Raw genomic sequence first — 16,513 nt, forward strand, 5'->3', positions numbered from 1 at the left:
GCTCGGCGGCCAGCCAGCCGTCCGTCGCCACAATCGGCTCGCCTCAGCGCCCTTGCTCTGACTTGGCTTGGACCACAGGGAAGTCGATGTCCGTGGCCGCGACGTTGTTGACATAGTTGGTCAAGACGTTCAAGGCCACATGGAGCACGATCTCCAGCACGCTGGCCTCATCGAAATCAGCGGCGCGCAAGGCGGCCAGGTCAGCGTCCGTGACGCGGCCCCGTTGCTCGGCCACTTGGAGGGCAAAGCGCAGAGCCGCAGCGCTGCGTGCATCCTCCGAGTGCCCATCGCGGGCGGCACTGATTTCTGCAGCACTGATCTTGGCGACGTGGGTGCCGAGGTAGCTGTGCGCGGACAGGCAGTAGTCGCAGGCATTGAATTCGGCGATCGCGAGGGCAATGCGTTCGCGCAGTTGCACGCTCAGCTTGCCTTTGGCCAGGGCCGAGTTCAAGGACAGATACCCTTCCAATGCGGCAGGGCTGTGTCCCAGGAGCTTCATCAGATTGGGCACCACACCCAGTTGCTGCTGCACGGCGGCCAGCAGTGGTTTGGCGGCGTCGAGCGAGGTTTCAAGGCGGGGAATGCTGAGACGGGACATGGTCTAACTCCGGTTCTGAGTGGCTTGGGGTGACAGGGTTGGGGATCGATTCGCTGTGGTTTCAGCGAATGGGTGAACTGTCCTTGAATCGCTCGACATTTAGAATCACCCAGAAATTCAAGACACCATTGCGCGAGGAGAAACAGTGGACCGATTGCACCTGATCAATGTCTTCGTCGCGGTGGTCGATGCGAACGGGTTCGCGGGCGCTGCGCGCAAGCTCAACATCTCGCCGCCCGCTGTGACCCGCGCCATCAGCGAGCTGGAAGCTCATTTGGGCGTGCGCCTGCTGACACGGACGACCCGCGTGGTGCGTGTGACCGAGGCGGGGGCTCGTTATGTGGAGGACTGCCGCCGCATCCTGGCGGAGTTGGCCGAGGCGGATGAATCGGTGAGCGGCTTGCACGCCGCGCCACGCGGCCGCCTGACGCTGACCGCACCGGTGCTGTTTGGGGCGCTGTTCGTCACCCCCATCGTGACCGAGTATTTGCAGCGTTACCCGGAGGTGACAGCGTCCTGCTGGTTCCTCGACCGGGTGGTGAATATGGTCGACGAGGGCGTGGACATCGGGGTTCGCATCGGGGAGCTGCCCGACTCTTCTTTGCAAGCGATCCGGGTGGGACGGGTCCGCCGCGTGATCTGTGCGGCGCCCAGCTATCTGAAGCGCCATGGTGCCCCGCAAACCCCGGACGACTTGACAGCACACACCATCGTGTCGGCCAGCGGCGTCACCCCCACGCCAGAGTGGCGCTTGGTGGAAAACGGCGCGCCCAAGCTCGTCAAGCTGCAGCCGCGCATGAGCACCACCACCAATGACTCTGCCGTGGCGGCTGCCGTGGCCGGCTTTGGTCTCACCCGGCTGATGTCTTACCAGGTGGCCGAGCATGTGCAAGCGGGGCGGCTGCAGATTGTGCTGAGCGAGTTTGAAACGGCGCCTCTGCCCGTGCATCTGGTGCACCGCGAGGGCCGCCATGCCTCTCAGAAGGCGCGCGCTTTCCTGGATCTGGCGATCGAGCGTCTGCGCGCCAGCAAGGCGCTGGACTGAAAACGGCCCCGCCGCTGAGGGTTCAAGCCAGAGGCTCGGCTCCGCGCGCCGGTTCGGCGCCTGATGCAGAGGCCGCCTCGCGCAAGCGCTTCAATTCCTCGCGGGCTTGCAGCAGCTCGGCGCGCAGCGGCTCCACCGCTGCATTCACCTCGGCCTCGGTGAAACGGGGTGTGATGTGCTTGGGGCAGTTCCAGTCGTAGGCTTCGACGGTGATCAGCATGGCGCGCTCCACACGCGCCTCATACTGCGGCAGGGCCAGCCGGGCCAGCAGGGCCGGGTCTTCAGCGGCCGTCACCAGCCTCACGCGCCCCAGGATCTTCAGCCGGCGTTGATGGGCGTAGTCCATCAGGATGATGGAAACGCGGTCATTGCCCTGCAGATTGCCGACGCTGATGTACTGCACATTGCCGCGGAAGTCGGCATAGCCCAGGGTCTTGGCGTCCAGCACCTGGAGAAAGCCAGCAGGCCCACCGCGGAACTGCACATAGGGCCAGCCGGTTTCTCCCACCGTGGCTTGATAGAAGCCGTCGCGGGCATGGATGAACTCAGCCTCACGCTCAGTGAGTGCGTCGCGGCGATCCTCGGTGTGATCCAGGGCTTCGTAGGCGGAGCGGCTGCCCATGCGGGTTTGCATGGCCCGCACGGTCGGCGTGAATGCGAGGTCGGAATAGGCTCGGCTCATGAGGGGTCCTTCAGCAGCAGTAGGGGTGAGACAGCCCTGGCGGCTGGCATGGTGAGGCCTGCCACTGTGCGCGAACTCGGCCGGTCTGTGAATCCACGCGGAGCTGACGACAGTGTTTCCGTCACCGGAACAATGCCGGCAAGTCTTTGGCGCACGGATTGCACGGCGGCAGCCTCAAGCCAGCCATTGTTCCGCTCTGCGTAGCAGTGACTTCGCTGCAATGGGGCTTCTCCTGAGGGCGACAACTGCGCACAGTGGAGGCCTTGCCGAGCGGCTGGCGCTTGGCTGACACCCTCGCCCTCCGAAGGAATGCTGCATGCGTGAGCACCATGTTGACGTCGCCATCATCGGCAGCGGTACGGCCGGCATGTCCGCCTACCGTGCGGCCCTGGCACATAGCCCCCGAGTGCTCGCCATCGAAGGCGGCCCCTACGGCACCACCTGCGCCCGTGTGGGCTGCATGCCCAGCAAGCTGCTGATCGCAGCCGCCGAGGCGGCCCACGCCGTGGCCGAAGCCGGGCGCTTTGGCGTGTACATCGACAGGCCTGCTCGTATCGATGGCGCCGCCGTGATGGCCCGGGTGCGCAGCGAGCGCGATCGCTTTGTGGGCTTTGTCACCGAAGCCGTACAGGCCTGGGCACCGGAACACCGCCTGCAGGGCTGGGCGCGCTTCACCGCACCCCAGACGCTAGAAGTGAAAGGCCATGACGGCGAACTGCATCGGGTGCATGCAGCGCGCATCGTCATCGCCACCGGCTCCGAGCCTCATATCGAGCCGGCCTGGTCAGCAGCACTGGGTGACCGGCTGATCCGCAACGATGAACTGTTCGATTGGCGGACCCTGCCCCAAGCGGTGCTGGTGCTGGGCACTGGCGTGATTGCGCTGGAGCTGGCCCAGGCCTTGCATCGCCTGGGTGTTCGGGTGCGCGTGCTCGGCCGCAGCCAGCGCGTGGGCCCGCTGACCGACCCGGCGCTGCAGGCCTTGGCACGCGAGTTGTTCAGCAGCGAACTGGCGCTGTCCCTGAACCAAGCCACCCCCCATCTGCGGCGCGAGGGCGATGAGGTCCTGCTGGAACTGGACGGGCGTGTGGAGCGCTTTGACTTCGCCCTGGCGGCCGCAGGGCGCCATCCGCTACTGGCAGGCCTGGGGCTGGAGCACAGCGGCCTGCCCCTGCAAGCCGATGGGCGCTTGCCCTTCGACCCCCACACCGGGCAGGTCGGCAACAGCCCGGTCTTCATCGCTGGCGATGCCAATGGTGAGCGGGAGCTGCTGCATGAGGCCGCCGACGAAGGCCGCATTGCGGGCGACAACGCCGGCCGCTGGCCCGATGTGCGCGTGCGGCCACGCCGTGCGCCCTTGGCCATCGTGTTCAGCGATCCGCAAATGGCCATCGCCGGGCGCAGCCACGCCGAATTGCAGGCGGCGGGCACGCCGTTTCTCGCCGGCCAGGTGTCCTTTGCCGACCAGGGCCGCAGCCGCGTGATGGGCGTCAACCGCGGCGCGCTGCATATCTACGCCGAAGTGGGCAGCGGGCGCTTGCTGGGCGCAGAGATGCTAGGGCCACGCGCCGAGCATCTCGCCCATCTGCTCGCCTGGTCGGTGCAGCGCGGTGACACCGTGCAGCAGATGCTGGACAGCCCCTTCTACCACCCGGTCATCGAAGAAGGCCTGCGCACCGCGCTGCGCTTGTTGCAGCGCGACTTGCGCATGGGCCCACCGCCCGTGGAACGTTGCCTGGACTGCGGACCGGGCGCTTGAGTGCCACCCATTGATCACCTCCAAAACACCGTCAACCATGATAGCCGTCTACTACGCCCCCACGCCCAATGGCGTGAAGATCCCCATCGCACTCGAAGAGTTGGGCGTTCCCTATCGCCTCGTGCCCGTCAATCTGGGCCGTGAAGAGCAAAAGCGCCCGGACTTTCTGGCGCTCAATCCCAATGGCCGCATCCCCGTCATCGTCGACCCCGATGGGCCGGGCGGCGAGCCGGTGTCGGTGTTCGAGTCCGGCGCCATCCTGCTCTACCTGGCCGACAAGTTTGGCGGCTTGATGCCTTCCGATCCAAGGGAGCGCATTCGGGCGCTGGAGTATTTGTTCTTCCAGGTCGGCGGCGTCGGCCCCATGTTCGGGCAAGCAGGATGGTTCATGCGCCAGCCCGAGCGCATCACCGTGGGCATTGACCGTTATCAGGCGGAATCGCGCCGCCTGACGGCCGTGCTGGAGACACGGCTGCAAGAAGCCCGCTGGCTGGCCGGCGAGAGCTTTTCGGTGGCCGATATTGCCCACTTCGGCTGGCTGCGCGTGGCCGACTATGCCGGCGTTCAACTTGATCACTACCCTGCGGTACAGGACTGGCTCCAACGCATCGCAAGTCGGCCCGCGGTTCAGCGAGCCCTCCACCCCGTCCCTAGCAACTGAGGAAGCTCATGAAGCTGTATCACTTCCCACTGTCCGGCAATGCACACAAGGTGCGCCTCATGCTGTCCCTGTTGGGGCTGCCCCATGAGGCAGAAGTACCCAGCGGCGGCGCGCACAAGCAGCCCGAGTTCCTCGCCATGAACCCCTTCGGCCAAGTGCCGGTGCTGGTGGACGGCGAGGTGGTGGTACGTGACAGCCAGGCCATCCTGGTCTATCTCGCGGCTCGCTACGGCGGCCCGGCCTGGTGGCCGGCGGACCCGGCCCGCTTGGCGGCCATTCAGGCCTGGCTGTCCACGGCCGCCAATGAGGTGGCGCATGGGCCGGCCCTGCTGCGCATGCACCGCAAGTTCGGCCGCCCCATCGATCTGGAGGCCACCACGCAGCGCAGCCAGGCCTTGCTCAAGCTGCTGGATGCGCAGTTGCGCGATCAGCCCTGGCTGGTGCAGGGCGATCAGCCCAGCATCGCCGACCTGGCCGTCTACCCCTATATCGCACTCGCACCCGAGGGCGGCTTAGATCTCTCACCTCACCGCCATCTGGTGGCTTGGCTGTCTCGCATGCAGGCCCTGCCCGGCCATGTGGACATGCCGGGCCTGTGGCGCCCCAGCCCCAAAGAATGAACAACACCCTTAGCCCCGATCTCACCCGGCGGGACTTGCTTGTGGCTGGCGCCGCAAGCGCCGCCGCCGGATTTCTCCACCCCAGCTTTGCGAACACCATGAGCACAACATCCCCCGACGCCCCGCGCCCCCCATTGCCTCCGTTCAGCCGTGAGACGGCGATTCAAAAGGTCCGCGCGGCAGAAGACGCATGGAACACGCGCGATGCCAAGCGCGTGACCCAGGCCTACACGGCCAACAGCCGATGGCGCAACCGGGCAGAGATCTTCCAGGGTCGTGAGGCCATCCAGGCCTTTCTGGAACGCAAATGGGCCAAGGAGCAGGAGTACCGCCTGATCAAGGAACTGTGGGCCGTCAGCGAGAACCGCATCGCCGTGCGCTTCGCCTACGAATGGCGCGACGACTCGGGCCAGTGGTACCGCGCCTACGGCAACGAGAACTGGGAATTCGACGCCTTGGGCTATATGGCGGTGCGCCATGCCAGCATCAATGACCTGCCCATCAAGCCCGAAGAGCGCAAGTTCCACTGGCCCCAAGGCCGCCGCCCGGATGATCATCCCTCGCTGAGTGATCTGGGCCTGTGAACACCCGGGCCTGATTTCAGACGAGCTCTCGCCACAGGGCGCCCCAGCTGGGGCGCCCTTTTTTTCTTAGGCGGCCGCAACTCGGGCGCACGCAAGACAGCGAGCGGCTCGCCCTAGCCGCCACGAACCCCTGTGCTCGCCTCTGCCGGCCAGGCCGCCATGGCCACGTCCACCATGCGCAGCAAGCTGCTGGTGCTGGCGCCATCGCGCGCCTGGATCGCCAAGCCCTGGATCACCAGCGCAAAGTAGCCGGCCAGGGCCGCGCAGTCGGTGCCTGCGGCCAACTCACCCTCGGTGCGAGCGCGCTTGAGCCTTTGCTCGATGGCCTGCCTGGCCTGCAAGCGCATGGCTTCGGTCTGTGCATGCTGGGCTGCATGGGCGGGCGCCCCCTGCAGGCCGGCGGCCGACACCATGCAACCCGCCGCATGACTGGGGTCGGTGTACTGGCGGCAGGCCGCCCGCAAGGCCTGCTCCATGCAAGCACGCGCCGGCAGATCGGACAACAAGGCGTCACCGAGAAATGCGCCGTGGCGTTGCGCATAGAGATCCAGGCATTCTCGATAGAGCGATTCTTTGTTGCCAAAGGCTGCATACAGGCTGGGCGGCGCGATGCCCATCGCGCTCGCCAGCGTGGCCGTGGACACGCCCTCGTAGCCATGCCGCCAGAACAGATCCAGCGCCAAGTCCAGGGCCGAGGCACGATCAAAGCCGCGCGGGCGCCCAGGCAGGCGGCTGCCCTCTGAGTCATGGGTAGAGGTGGTGGCTGATCTCGGCTTAGGCATGGATGAATTGTATTGATCCCTACACAAATGAATGCGCGGAGATTCCAGGCGCGAGAAATTCAGTCTTTCGCCACGCGGAACACCTCGACCCGCTTTTGAAAGTACCATTTCTGTATCGATCACTACACAACAAGGAAATCATGAATCAGCAATTCCAGATTCGCATCAAGGACGCCAAAGCGCAGCTGCAGGCGCATACCGGCGCAGCCCCTCACGAGCCCGCTGCCGGCCAGGTGCTTCTGCAGGTGAGCGCGGCGAGCCTGAACTACCGCGACCTGCTCACTTTGCAAGGCGCTGCCAGCGGGGCGGCGCGCGATGGCCTTGTGCCTCTGTCTGATGCCGTCGGGACGGTGCTGGCCGTGGGCGACGGCGTGCGGGGATGGCAGGTGGGCGATCGCGCCAGCCCCAACTTCTTCCCGGCCTGGGTGGATGGCCGCTTCGACCCTTCCCATCTGCAACAAGCCCTGGGCGGCGGCAACACCGACGGGGTCTTGAGCCAGAAGCTGCTGGTGTCGGCTCAGTCGCTGGTGGCACCCGCTGCGCACCTCAGCGATGAAGAAGCCGCCACCCTGCCCTGTGCTGGCTTGACCGCCTGGCACGCCATGTTTGAGCGCGGCCAGGTCCAAGCCGGCGAGACGGTGCTGGTGCAAGGCACCGGTGGTGTGGCGCTGTTCGGGCTGCAACTGGCTGCAGCCGTGGGGGCTCGGGTGATCGTCACCTCTTCCTCGCATGCCAAGCTGGAACGTGCCCGTCAACTGGGCGCCTGGGCCACCATCCACTACGGCGAAACGCCGGACTGGGACCAGCAAGTTCTGAGCTTGACCGAGGGGCTGGGCGCGGACCACATCCTCGAGCTTGGCGGCCCGGACACCTATGACCGCTCCATCCGTGCCGTGGCCTCGGGTGGGCGCATCGCACAGATCGGCGTGCTGAGCGGCTTCAATGCGCGCCCCGACATCCAGTCGCTGCAGTTCAAGAACGCCCGCATCGACGGCATCTGCGTGGGCTCGGTGGCCCAGCTCCGGCGCCTGAACCAGTTCATGGCGCAGCACCGCATCCGCCCCGTGATTGATCGCGTGTTTGACTTCGAGGACAGCCCTGCGGCCTACACGCACCTGGCCTCCGGGCAGCATTTCGGCAAGCTGGTGATCTGCCTCTGATGGCCTGTCTGCCCCTGCGATCGGGTCAAAGATCCAGGGTCAGGCTTTCACTGCTGGCCCAGCCCACGCAGGTGCACAGGCCCTCGGCGCGTTGCGCGGGGCTCAGGCAGACGTCACGGTGCAGCGGGCTGCCCTCCAGCACGCGGCTGTGGCATTGCCCGCACTCACCGCGCTTGCAGTCGTAGGCCACGAAGGCGTCGGCGGCAATCAAGGCATCGAGGATGCTGGTGCCCGGCTGAACCTCGACTGCGATGCCGCTTTGCGCCAGATGCACGCGAATCGGCCGGTCGCCTGGCTGCGATCGGACGCCAAAGCTCTCGAAGTGCAAGGCAGCGCCCGGCCAGCCCAACTCTGCAGCGCGTTCACGCAGCGCATTCAGCAGAGGCACCGGACCGCAGGCGTGCAGGCTGGCGCCGGCGCTGAAAGTACCCAGCAGCGCCTCCAACGCCGGCGGGTTCGCACCCACATGCAGATGAAGTTGCGCGTGGGACAGCGCCCGCAGCTCGTCGAGCAGCACCAGCCGGTCCTCGCTGCGCGCCAGATAGTGCAGCTCAAAGGGCTGGCCGGCTGCATTCAAGGCGTGGGCCATGGCATGCATGGGCGTGATGCCAATGCCGCCGGCCACCAGCACGGTCCGGCCCTGCTCGGCTTGCAAGGGAAAGCTGTCGAAAGGGCCGTCCACATCGAGGGCTTGCCCTGCCGCCAGTTGTTCATGGATCCAGCGCGAGCCGCCGCGCGAGGCCGGGTCGAGCAGCACCGCAATGCGGTACTCCTCGGCGGCGCCCTCCGTGCCGATGAGGGAGTAATGACGCTCCAGCCACTGGCCGTCGGAAATCGGCAGTTGCAGCCGAAGATGTGCGCCAGCGGACCACGGAGGCAAGACCTGACCCTGCGGATGACGCAGGCGGATTTCAAGCACGTCCGTGCCGTGACGCTGCAATTGGTGGACGATCAGTTTCATGCAGTGACCTTGGGGTTGAAAGGCGAAGCGTCCAGGAATTCCCAGCTCAGAGCCATGGCGTGCTCGCGCAGCAACCAGGCCTCGATCTCGAACTCCCAAAAGCGACCGGTGCCCCCGGTGAGGCCCTTCGGATCTGCCTGATCCCAGAGCAGCTCGGCGCGGCCCGTCAGATGCAGGAGGCGGCCATTGGCGAAGTCCGGAATCACCAGTCCGCAGGCCGGATCCAGAGCGAGATTGCCCAGGGTGTTGAACATGCTGTTGCCGGCATAGTCGGGCACGCGCAAGCGACGTGCGCTGAGGCGCTCAATGAAGCCAGCGGGGCCGCCACGGTGCGAGGCATCGAGCGAGCCGCCCGGTGCGCCGCTGGCGATGAAGAGCGTGTCTGCCGCATCGAGCAGTGCAGCACTGGCTTCATCGAGGGCCTGGCCGCGTTGCACGCTCGCGGGCTGCGCAGGAGATGCTTCATCAACGACGCCTTGCGGATGGCGTCGCTGGATGTACTTGGGGCAATTGGGGTAGGCCTCATCGATGGCCACACGTACGTGCTGCCCATCGACATGCTCGACATGGCCGTTCACGCGGTAGCGGCGCCGGGTCGAGAGCTCAATGAACAAGAGGCCGGCCTGCGAGCCGAGGTCCAGCTCCTGCCAGAAGGGGTCGTCGGCCTGGCGCTGCGCGCGCGCCGACGCGATCTCGATGCGGCGCCCTTCGGGGCTGCGCAGAAAGCCAGGTGGCCCGAAGAGCAGCGAAGCCCAGACCTGGCCGCGATCCGTACGGGTCGCGGTGGCGACCATGACTTGCTTTTCGATGAAGGGGCGGGCGCCGGCGATCACTGTGTCGGTGATCACACCGGCATTGCGCACTGCGATCGCAGACTCTCCGGCGCGTGCTTGCACGGCACGCTCGCCTTCATGGAATGCATAGGCCATGGTCGTCTCCCTTTGTCTTGCTTTAGAACGTGAAGACGGTGAAGCCGTCGGCCACCAGCTTGCCCAGGCTGGGCAGGCCGGAGGTGCCGGGCACGCTGTTGTCGGTGATCAGGTCAAAGCCGCTCTTCACCGCCTCTTCACGCGAGCCGAACACATCGGCACAACCGCAGGACACGCCAGCGATCTCGGTTTCCACCGCCTTGAACAGGGCATGCACGGGATGGTCGGCCTGGCTGATCACACCGGGCCAGCGGGTGCCTGCGCCTTGGAAGTAGATGGACACGTCCGTGCCGCGCTGCTTGAAGTCATAGGCGGCGGCCAGGCCGTTGAACATGCGACCGAGCGCGTCTTCGCCGCCGTTCTTCGGGTCGGACAAGATGATGATGGCTGCTTTCATGGGGTTCCTTGGTGGGTTGGATTCAGAGTGATTCAGGTCCTGCGGTGTGCTGCAGGCCTGGGACTGAACTCTAGGGATCGAGCCTCACTTCAGAAATCACTTGCACGGCAATGGGCTGTTACGGCGCGCGGAAGAATGGCCGCCCTGCTGCAGGCCTGCTGGGCTTGCTTCGGCAGCCTCGGATAGGTGGAATGAGATGAGATGGGATGGGAGATCACGGCGATGGCCACGGATGTGCGGCCTGGCCCCAGGCGAAACCCGTTCACCTCCTGCGCCGCGCAAGGCGCAGTGAACGCCTTTTCGGCCGCCCGAGACGAATGGGACAGCGAACGAGACGCGCAGTCACCTCAGCAAGCGCTTCGATTCCTAAAGTTCAGTCCATGCAGTCGGGCCAGGACATGCAAACGCAAGAAGCCCTGCCCCAGCTGCTGTGACACCCGAAGTCGCGGCGACTTTCATCGTTGCACGCCGAGCAACTTCAGCACTTCAGCTTGTACTCAGGGGTTGGCCTGAGCCGAGTCATTCAAAACCACCAACCGATCCGCCCAAGAAAGGCACATCATGTCCAAGAGCTATTTCCGTGTTTCCCTGATTTCCATCGCCGCCGCTGCCGCACTGACGGCCGGCCTCGCCCCGTCTGCGGCCTTCGCCTATGACGAGAACTCTGCCGCTGTCGTGAATATCGACAGCAAGGGTGTTGGCCTGCGTGGCCATGACCCCGTGGCCTATCACACCGTGGGCGCGCCGACGGCGGGCAAGGCTGAGTTCTCCGCCAAACACAAGGGCGTGACCTATCTGTTCGCCAGCGCCGCCAACCGCGATGCCTTCAATGCCAACCCGGACAAGTACGAACCGGCCTACGGCGGCTTCTGCGCCATGGGTGTGGCCCTGGAGAAGAAGCTGGACGGCGACCCGGCAGCCTGGAAGCTGGTGGACGGCAAGCTGCACTTGAACGTCAACAAGGACGTTCAAAAGAAGTGGCTGGAAGACGTCCCGGGCAACAACAAGAAGGCCGATGCGAACTGGCCCTCGATCAAGGCCAAGACCCCCAAGTCCCTGGCTTGATCCTGAAGCGGGGCGCGCTGACTTGAGCCCGGCGCGTCCTTCCTTCCCTCTCCCCAACCGACTCCCTACACATCATGAGCACTCGACGACATGTGATCACAGCCCTGGCTTTGGCTGCGGCTGTGCAGGGCGCAGCCCAGGCCGCAGAGAACAAGCCAAGCAGCAAGCCTGCCATGGAAAAGTGTTACGGCATCTCACTGGCCGGGCAGAACGACTGCGCCGCTGGCCCTGGCACCAGTTGCGCCGGGACCTCCAAGGTGGACTATCAAGGCAATGCCTGGAAGAAGGTGCCCGTCGGTACCTGCGTCACCACCAAGACCCCGAAAGGCCAGGGATCGCTCACGCCGATCACGGCGATCACGCGAATCACGCGGGTCACCCCGATCTAGCCCCTGTTTCGCCGCAAGAGAGAGCGCCATCGTGCAGCCAAGTATCGGGCTGAGCTTCAAGCCTCAGCATTTTCAGCAAGCCATGCAGGCGCAAGCCCAAGGCCTGTGGTTCGAGGTCCACCCCGAGAACTACATGGCCGACGGCGGGCCGCGCCCGCGCATGCTGGCAGCGCTGGCCGAGCGCCACCCGGTGGCGCTCCACGGTGTTTCGCTTTCACTGGCCGGGCCGGAGCCCTTGGATCTGCAGCACCTGCGCCGCCTTCGACATCTGATCGACCGGATCAAACCGGTCCGGCTGTCTGAGCACCTGGCCTGGTCTCGCCTCGGAACACGCTATGTGCCTGATTTGCTGCCGGCACCGCGCACCCGCGCCTTGCTGGAACGGGTCGTCGCCCATGTCGACCAGGTGCAGCAGCTGACAGGCATGCGCCTGGCGCTGGAGAACCCCAGTCACTACCTGAGCCTGGAGGGCCACGAGTTCAGCGAAGCGCAGTTCCTGAACGAGGTGGTGCGACGCACGGCCTGCAGCTTGCTGGTCGATGTCAACAACCTCCACGTCAGCGCCGTCAACATCCAGCAGCACGCCAGCGACTGGCTGGCGGAGATTGACATCGAGGCCATCAGCGAGATCCACCTCGCGGGGCACAGCGAGGATCCCGAACTCGGCCCCCGGTTGCTGATCGATGCCCACGATCGCCCCGTTTCTGAGGAGGTGCTGGCTCTGTACGCCGCCTTGTGCCAACGCATCGGTCCGCGCCCCACGCTGCTGGAGTGGGACGCAGACGTGCCTGAGTTCTCGGTGCTCTGGCAAGAGCGCGAGCGGGTGCAGGCCGCCACTCCAGCCTGGAGCTTCGCCCATGACTAGGGAAGCTCTGCATCCATCAGGCCGGCCCCTGCCAGCGCGGCCTCGGGCGGTCTGCCGCCTTGCACCTCTCGCCAATAGCTACGGCTATTGGCTTCCAGCTGCGCCTTGCAGCCCATCCCGATCCGCACTCCACGGTGTCGCCCCGATTTATGCAGAGCTTCCCTAGCCCTTCGAGCTTTTACACCCAGTTCTTGACCAGCATCGACGGCTGGCATTTGCTGGCCGGAACCGACGTCGAAGCCGGGCTGGCCCCGGCGCCAGCGGCCACCGCGGTGTATGCCAACACCGGTTTGCGCGCGGCCATCGAGGCCCTGGAAGCCAACTTCCTCAGCGTCGCCCAATGGTTGGGCGGCCCCTGGTTCTGGCCGGCGGCGACCGCATTCGCGCGTGCCCACCCGCCTCAAGAAGGCCGCTTGTTTCTGTACGGCGATGGCTTCCCCGAGTTCTTGGCCGCGCTGGAGCACGCTCAACTGGCCCGTTACACCAGCGATCTGGCCTGGGTCGACTGGATGTGCATGCGCGCCCATGCAGCAGGCGACCACCTCCCGCTGACCGCGACTCGCTTGGCCACGCTTCCAGCCGATGCCTTGCCAGGCCTGCAACTGAAGGTGGCACCGTCGACCCATTGGAAGCCTGCGCCTGGATATGCACTGGTCGAGCTCTGGCGCGAGGCACGCGCCGGGCGCACCGAGATCGAAATCAAGCCCCAGGAGCTCACCGGCGTGCTGGTGACCCGGCCTGAGGACCATGTCTGGGTGCACGAGGTTCCGCTGGCGAGCTTGCATCTGCTGGAAGCGCTGGCCTCCGGGCAATGCCTTGCCGAAGCCGCGGCCCATGCCAGCAGCAAGGCATCGCCAGACCGTCCCTTCGATCTGCAGGCGGCGCTGAGCCCCTTGCTGGACAAGGGCGCCCTGCTGATGCCCTAGGCACCCCTGACCCTGACGGAATCAAGCGGCTGCGCCTCGCCGCCCCCACCCGCAACTTTCATGTCACCGAGCATCCCCCCACAAGGAACCCATCGTGAACGCCCGCCTTCCCACGCTCTCGCATGCGCACCAAGCCCTGATTCACGGGGCCGGACGCCTCTTCTCTGACACCGTCCTCCTGCTGGCAGCTCGCCTGGCGCTCGCGGGCATCTTCTGGCGCTCCGGGCGAACCAAGGTCGACGGATGGTTCACCCTGAGTGACTCGGCCGTGGCCTTGTTCGCGGAGGAGTACCAGCTGCCTTGGGTGGAACCTGGGCAGGCTGCTTTGCTGGCCGCGCTGGCCGAACATGCGCTGCCGATCCTGTTGATCCTGGGTCTGGCCACACGCTATGCATCCATGGGTCTGCTCGTCATGACCCTGGTGATCCAGTTTCTGGTCTACCCGGACGCGTGGCCCACGCACCTCAGCTGGTTGTGCCTGCAGGCCTTGATCCTGGCCCGGGGTGCCGGAGCACTGTCCGTCGACGCCATGCTGTCCAAGCGATTGTTCCGCCCCATGCAATGAGCTCTTGCGATGGATGCGCTTGGTGCCGATGGCTCATGCCGTCGATGATGCGGCATCTCCCCGGCACAGATGCAGGCCTCCATGTCAGACGAAATCGATACCTTGTTGACACGCTTCGAGCTGAGAACGCGTGTGTTCTTCTCAGGGCAACTCTGCGGCGTCGCGAACTTCGATGACGGACAGGGTGTGGGCCATTTGCATGTGATGCGAAAGGGGCAGCTCGATGTCCTGCTGCCCGACGGCTCGGTACAAACCGTGAGTGCTCCGGCAGCCCTCTTCTTTCCGCGCGCCACGCCGCACCGTCTGCGCGCGCCCGAGGTCGACGGGCCCGATCTGATCTGCGCATCGGTGGTCTGCGGTGCGGCGCTGGGTCAGCAGCTGATGGCAGAGCTGCCCGCCATGTTGGCCGTGCCCTTGGAGGACCACCCTGGCTTGCAAATGAGCCTGCAGCTGCTGTTTGACGAAGCCTTCGCCGAACGCCAGGGGCGAGCGGCCGCCGTCGACCGCTTGAGCGAGCTGGTGCTCATCCATCTGCTGAGGGAGGTGCTGAAGCAAGGGCACTTGAAAGCCGGCGTACTCGGCGGCTTGGCCGATCCTCGCCTGGCCCGGGCCTTGCACGCCATTCACACCGACGCGGCAAGACCCTGGACGCTGGAGCAGCTGGCCATCGTGGCTGGCATGTCGCGCGCACGCTTTGCAGCGCAGTTCACTCAGATCATCGGGCAATCACCGGGCGACTACCTCGCGAGCTGGCGCATTGGCCTGGCACAGAGCCTCCTCGGCAAGGGCCGCCAGGTCAAGAACATCGCAGACGAGGTGGGCTACGGCAGTGCCTCTGCGCTGACCCGGGCTTTCGTCCTCAAGACGGGTCTGGCGCCCACCGAATGGTTGGCAAGCAAGCGAGCAGGTGCACGCGCTGCGCTCCACAGCACCTGATGCCTTTTTCGCAGGCTCGCACACACACTCATTCATTCACTCACTCAATCAATCACCAGCCCAAAACGAAGAAGAGGCCTTTCGGCCTCTTCTTCAGCCCCGACTGACTTGCTTCAGCAGTGACAGGCTTTGCTTCTTTCCAAGAAAACAATGACGCCAACAAACAAAGTCCGTCGGATAAAAAGAAAGTTCGTCGGACGTTTTTTGCATTGTGGGATCAATGCCGGCCAATAGATCGGTTGCTGACTGAATCGCCCCGGGTTCCGAGGAGGCCTGTTGGTTTAAGTCAGGCGGTCGCGGCCTGACCAGCGCGGTGACGATGGTAATTGGCTTCGAACTCAGCAGGCGGCACATGGCCCAGCGGCCCCATCAGCCGGTGATGGTTGAACCAGGCGACCCATTCCAGTGTTGCCAGTTCCACCGCCTGCTTGGTCTTCCAAGGCCCGCGCCGGTGAATGACCTCGGCCTTGTACAGCCCGTTGATGGTCTCGGCCAGTGCGTTGTCGTAGCTGTCGCCCTTGGAACCCACTGAGGGCTCGATTCCGGCCTCGGCCAACCGCTCGCTGTAGCGGATAGACACGTATTGCGACCCACGGTCGGAGTGATGCACCAGGCCATCGGACGGCTTGCGGTCGTACAGCGCCTGCTCCAATGCGTCGAGTACGAACTCGGTGTGCATCGAACTGCTCTGACGCCAACCCACGATGCGCCGGCTGAACACGTCGATGACGAACGCTACATACACCCAGCCCTGCCAGGTTGAGACATAGGTGAAGTCCGAGACCCACAGCTGGTTCGGCCGCTCGGCCCGGAACTGCCGATTGACGCGGTCCAACGGGCATGGCGCCTTGGGATCGGGAATGGTGGTGCGCACGGCCTTGCCTCGGCGCACACCCTGCAGCCCGAGCTGGCGCATCAGCCGCTCGACGGTGCAGCGCGCCACGGCGACGCCTTCGCGGTTGAGCTGGCGCCAGACCTTCTCGGCGCCGTAGACCTGATGGTTGGCCTGCCAGACGCGCTGCACCTGCGGTAGCAGTTGCACATCGCGCTGGGCTCGCAAAGAGCGCAAGGCCGGGCTGCGCTGACAAGCGACGTGGCGCCAGTAAGCCGATGGGGCAATCTGCAGGACGCGGCAGATCGGCTCGACCCCAAGCTGCTGGCGGTGCTGGTCGATGAACGCCTTCAGGACTTGATGCGGCGGTCGAGCTCCGCCTGGGCGAAAAACGCGCTGGCCAGCTTCAGAATCTCGTTGGCCTTGCGCAGCTCGCGCACCTCTCGTTCCAGTTCCTTGATGCGCTGAGCCTCCGCAGTCGAGACACCGTCTCGCTGGCCGGCATCGACCTCGTGCTGCTTGACCCAGGTGTGCAAGGTCTGCGGCACGCAGCCGATCTTGTCGGCGATGGATTCGATGGCCGCCCACTGCGACGGATGTTCTGCTCGGTGCTCCAGCACCATGCGCACGGCACGCTCACGCACCTCGGGCGAAAACTTCGGGGACTTCTTCATGGCTCCATTCTCCAGAGTTGGAGCCTCCTCAAAACCCGGGGCGATTCAGACACCATGTCAGACGCCAAGCCGACCAGTCGCCG

General features: G+C 65.3%; 19 protein-coding genes and 1 other annotated feature. Of the genes, 12 read left to right on the plus strand and 7 right to left on the minus strand.

Annotated elements, in window-relative coordinates; all coding sequences use genetic code 11:
- Positions 1–43 precede the first annotated feature (43 nt).
- Positions 44–598 (minus strand): carboxymuconolactone decarboxylase family protein, encoded by a 555-nt coding sequence (locus tag C1O66_RS12680; RefSeq protein ID WP_102768212.1) that lies wholly within the window; start codon positions 596–598, stop codon positions 44–46.
- A 145-nt stretch (positions 599–743) separates the two neighbouring features.
- Here C1O66_RS12680 and C1O66_RS12685 point away from each other — a divergent pair, with 145 nt between their 5' ends.
- Positions 744–1,643, plus strand: a complete 900-nt coding sequence (locus C1O66_RS12685; protein WP_102768213.1) for a LysR family transcriptional regulator — start codon at positions 744–746, stop codon at positions 1,641–1,643.
- Between the two features lie 22 nt (positions 1,644–1,665).
- Here C1O66_RS12685 and C1O66_RS12690 read toward each other — a convergent pair whose 3' ends face one another.
- Positions 1,666–2,325, minus strand: coding sequence for a pyridoxamine 5'-phosphate oxidase family protein (locus tag C1O66_RS12690; protein WP_102768214.1), 660 nt, complete (start codon positions 2,323–2,325; stop codon positions 1,666–1,668).
- 316 nt (positions 2,326–2,641) lie between these two features.
- Between C1O66_RS12690 and C1O66_RS12695 the strand changes: the two genes are divergently transcribed.
- The 4 genes from C1O66_RS12695 (at position 2,642) to C1O66_RS12710 (ending at position 5,949) form a co-directional block, all read left to right on the plus strand.
- Positions 2,642–4,084, plus strand: a complete 1,443-nt coding sequence (locus C1O66_RS12695) for a dihydrolipoyl dehydrogenase (RefSeq protein ID WP_102768215.1) — start codon at positions 2,642–2,644, stop codon at positions 4,082–4,084.
- Positions 4,085–4,121: 37 nt separating this feature from the next.
- On the plus strand, positions 4,122–4,745 hold the full coding sequence (locus tag C1O66_RS12700; protein WP_102768216.1) for a glutathione S-transferase family protein: 624 nt from the start codon (positions 4,122–4,124) through the stop codon (positions 4,743–4,745).
- 8 nt (positions 4,746–4,753) lie between these two features.
- A complete protein-coding gene (locus tag C1O66_RS12705) occupies positions 4,754–5,365 on the plus strand; it encodes a glutathione S-transferase family protein (RefSeq protein ID WP_102768217.1) in 612 nt (203 codons plus the stop codon).
- A 98-nt stretch (positions 5,366–5,463) separates the two neighbouring features.
- Positions 5,464–5,949 (plus strand): nuclear transport factor 2 family protein, encoded by a 486-nt coding sequence (locus tag C1O66_RS12710; RefSeq protein ID WP_102768218.1) that lies wholly within the window; start codon positions 5,464–5,466, stop codon positions 5,947–5,949.
- 113 nt (positions 5,950–6,062) lie between these two features.
- Here C1O66_RS12710 and C1O66_RS12715 read toward each other — a convergent pair whose 3' ends face one another.
- Positions 6,063–6,731, minus strand: coding sequence for a TetR/AcrR family transcriptional regulator (locus C1O66_RS12715; RefSeq protein ID WP_165794593.1), 669 nt, complete (start codon positions 6,729–6,731; stop codon positions 6,063–6,065).
- A gap of 140 nt (positions 6,732–6,871) precedes the next feature.
- On the opposite strand from C1O66_RS12715, the gene C1O66_RS12720 reads away from it, so the two are divergent.
- Entirely contained in the window at positions 6,872–7,891 is a 1,020-nt protein-coding gene (locus C1O66_RS12720) for a zinc-dependent alcohol dehydrogenase family protein (protein WP_102768220.1), read from the plus strand.
- Positions 7,892–7,916: 25 nt separating this feature from the next.
- On the opposite strand, the gene C1O66_RS12725 is transcribed toward C1O66_RS12720, so the two are convergent.
- Genes C1O66_RS12725 through C1O66_RS12735 form a run of 3 tightly spaced genes read right to left on the minus strand, consistent with a single transcriptional unit; the run spans position 7,917 to position 10,178 of the window.
- Entirely contained in the window at positions 7,917–8,852 is a 936-nt protein-coding gene (locus C1O66_RS12725; RefSeq protein WP_102768221.1) for a PDR/VanB family oxidoreductase, read from the minus strand.
- Positions 8,849–9,781, minus strand: coding sequence for a pyridoxamine 5'-phosphate oxidase family protein (locus tag C1O66_RS12730; RefSeq protein ID WP_102768222.1), 933 nt, complete (start codon positions 9,779–9,781; stop codon positions 8,849–8,851). Before C1O66_RS12730 ends, C1O66_RS12725 begins: the two co-directional genes overlap by 4 nt.
- Positions 9,782–9,803: 22 nt before the next feature.
- Positions 9,804–10,178 (minus strand): DsrE family protein, encoded by a 375-nt coding sequence (locus C1O66_RS12735; protein ID WP_102768223.1) that lies wholly within the window; start codon positions 10,176–10,178, stop codon positions 9,804–9,806.
- 561 nt (positions 10,179–10,739) lie between these two features.
- Here C1O66_RS12735 and C1O66_RS12740 point away from each other — a divergent pair.
- The 6 genes from C1O66_RS12740 to C1O66_RS12765 all read left to right on the plus strand — a co-directional run bounded on the left by C1O66_RS12740 (position 10,740) and on the right by C1O66_RS12765 (position 14,924).
- Positions 10,740–11,243 (plus strand): YHS domain-containing (seleno)protein, encoded by a 504-nt coding sequence (locus C1O66_RS12740; protein ID WP_102768224.1) that lies wholly within the window; start codon positions 10,740–10,742, stop codon positions 11,241–11,243.
- A 74-nt stretch (positions 11,244–11,317) separates the two neighbouring features.
- Complete coding sequence (locus C1O66_RS12745; protein ID WP_102768225.1) at positions 11,318–11,632, plus strand: BufA1 family periplasmic bufferin-type metallophore; 315 nt, start codon at positions 11,318–11,320, stop codon at positions 11,630–11,632.
- Between the two features lie 31 nt (positions 11,633–11,663).
- Positions 11,664–12,497 carry an MNIO family bufferin maturase gene (bufB, locus tag C1O66_RS12750; protein ID WP_243392786.1) on the plus strand — a complete coding sequence of 278 codons (834 nt, stop codon included), beginning with the start codon at positions 11,664–11,666 and terminating at the stop codon, positions 12,495–12,497.
- Between the two features lie 149 nt (positions 12,498–12,646).
- A complete protein-coding gene (locus C1O66_RS12755; protein WP_102768227.1) occupies positions 12,647–13,423 on the plus strand; it encodes an HvfC/BufC N-terminal domain-containing protein in 777 nt (258 codons plus the stop codon).
- A gap of 94 nt (positions 13,424–13,517) precedes the next feature.
- The gene (locus C1O66_RS12760; protein WP_243392787.1) at positions 13,518–13,988 is read left to right on the plus strand and encodes a DoxX family protein; all 471 of its coding nucleotides are present in this window, start codon (positions 13,518–13,520) and stop codon (positions 13,986–13,988) included.
- Positions 13,989–14,069: 81 nt separating this feature from the next.
- Complete coding sequence (locus C1O66_RS12765) at positions 14,070–14,924, plus strand: AraC family transcriptional regulator (RefSeq protein WP_102769629.1); 855 nt, start codon at positions 14,070–14,072, stop codon at positions 14,922–14,924.
- Positions 14,925–15,210: 286 nt separating this feature from the next.
- Here the strand turns inward: C1O66_RS12765 and C1O66_RS12770 are convergent.
- Positions 15,211–16,430, minus strand: a protein-coding gene (locus tag C1O66_RS12770; protein ID WP_102767821.1) for an IS3 family transposase whose coding sequence is annotated in 2 segments (ribosomal slippage) — positions 15,211–16,142 and positions 16,142–16,430 — 1,221 coding nt in all. Because the reading frame shifts where the segments join, the coding sequence is not laid out codon by codon here.
- Positions 16,036–16,152, minus strand: a sequence feature (AL1L pseudoknot). It overlaps the preceding gene by 117 nt.
- Positions 16,431–16,513: the final 83 nt, after the last annotated feature.

The sequence above is a fragment of the Paucibacter aquatile genome, from assembly GCF_002885975.1.
GTDB lineage: Bacteria > Pseudomonadota > Gammaproteobacteria > Burkholderiales > Burkholderiaceae_C > Paucibacter_A > Paucibacter_A aquatilis.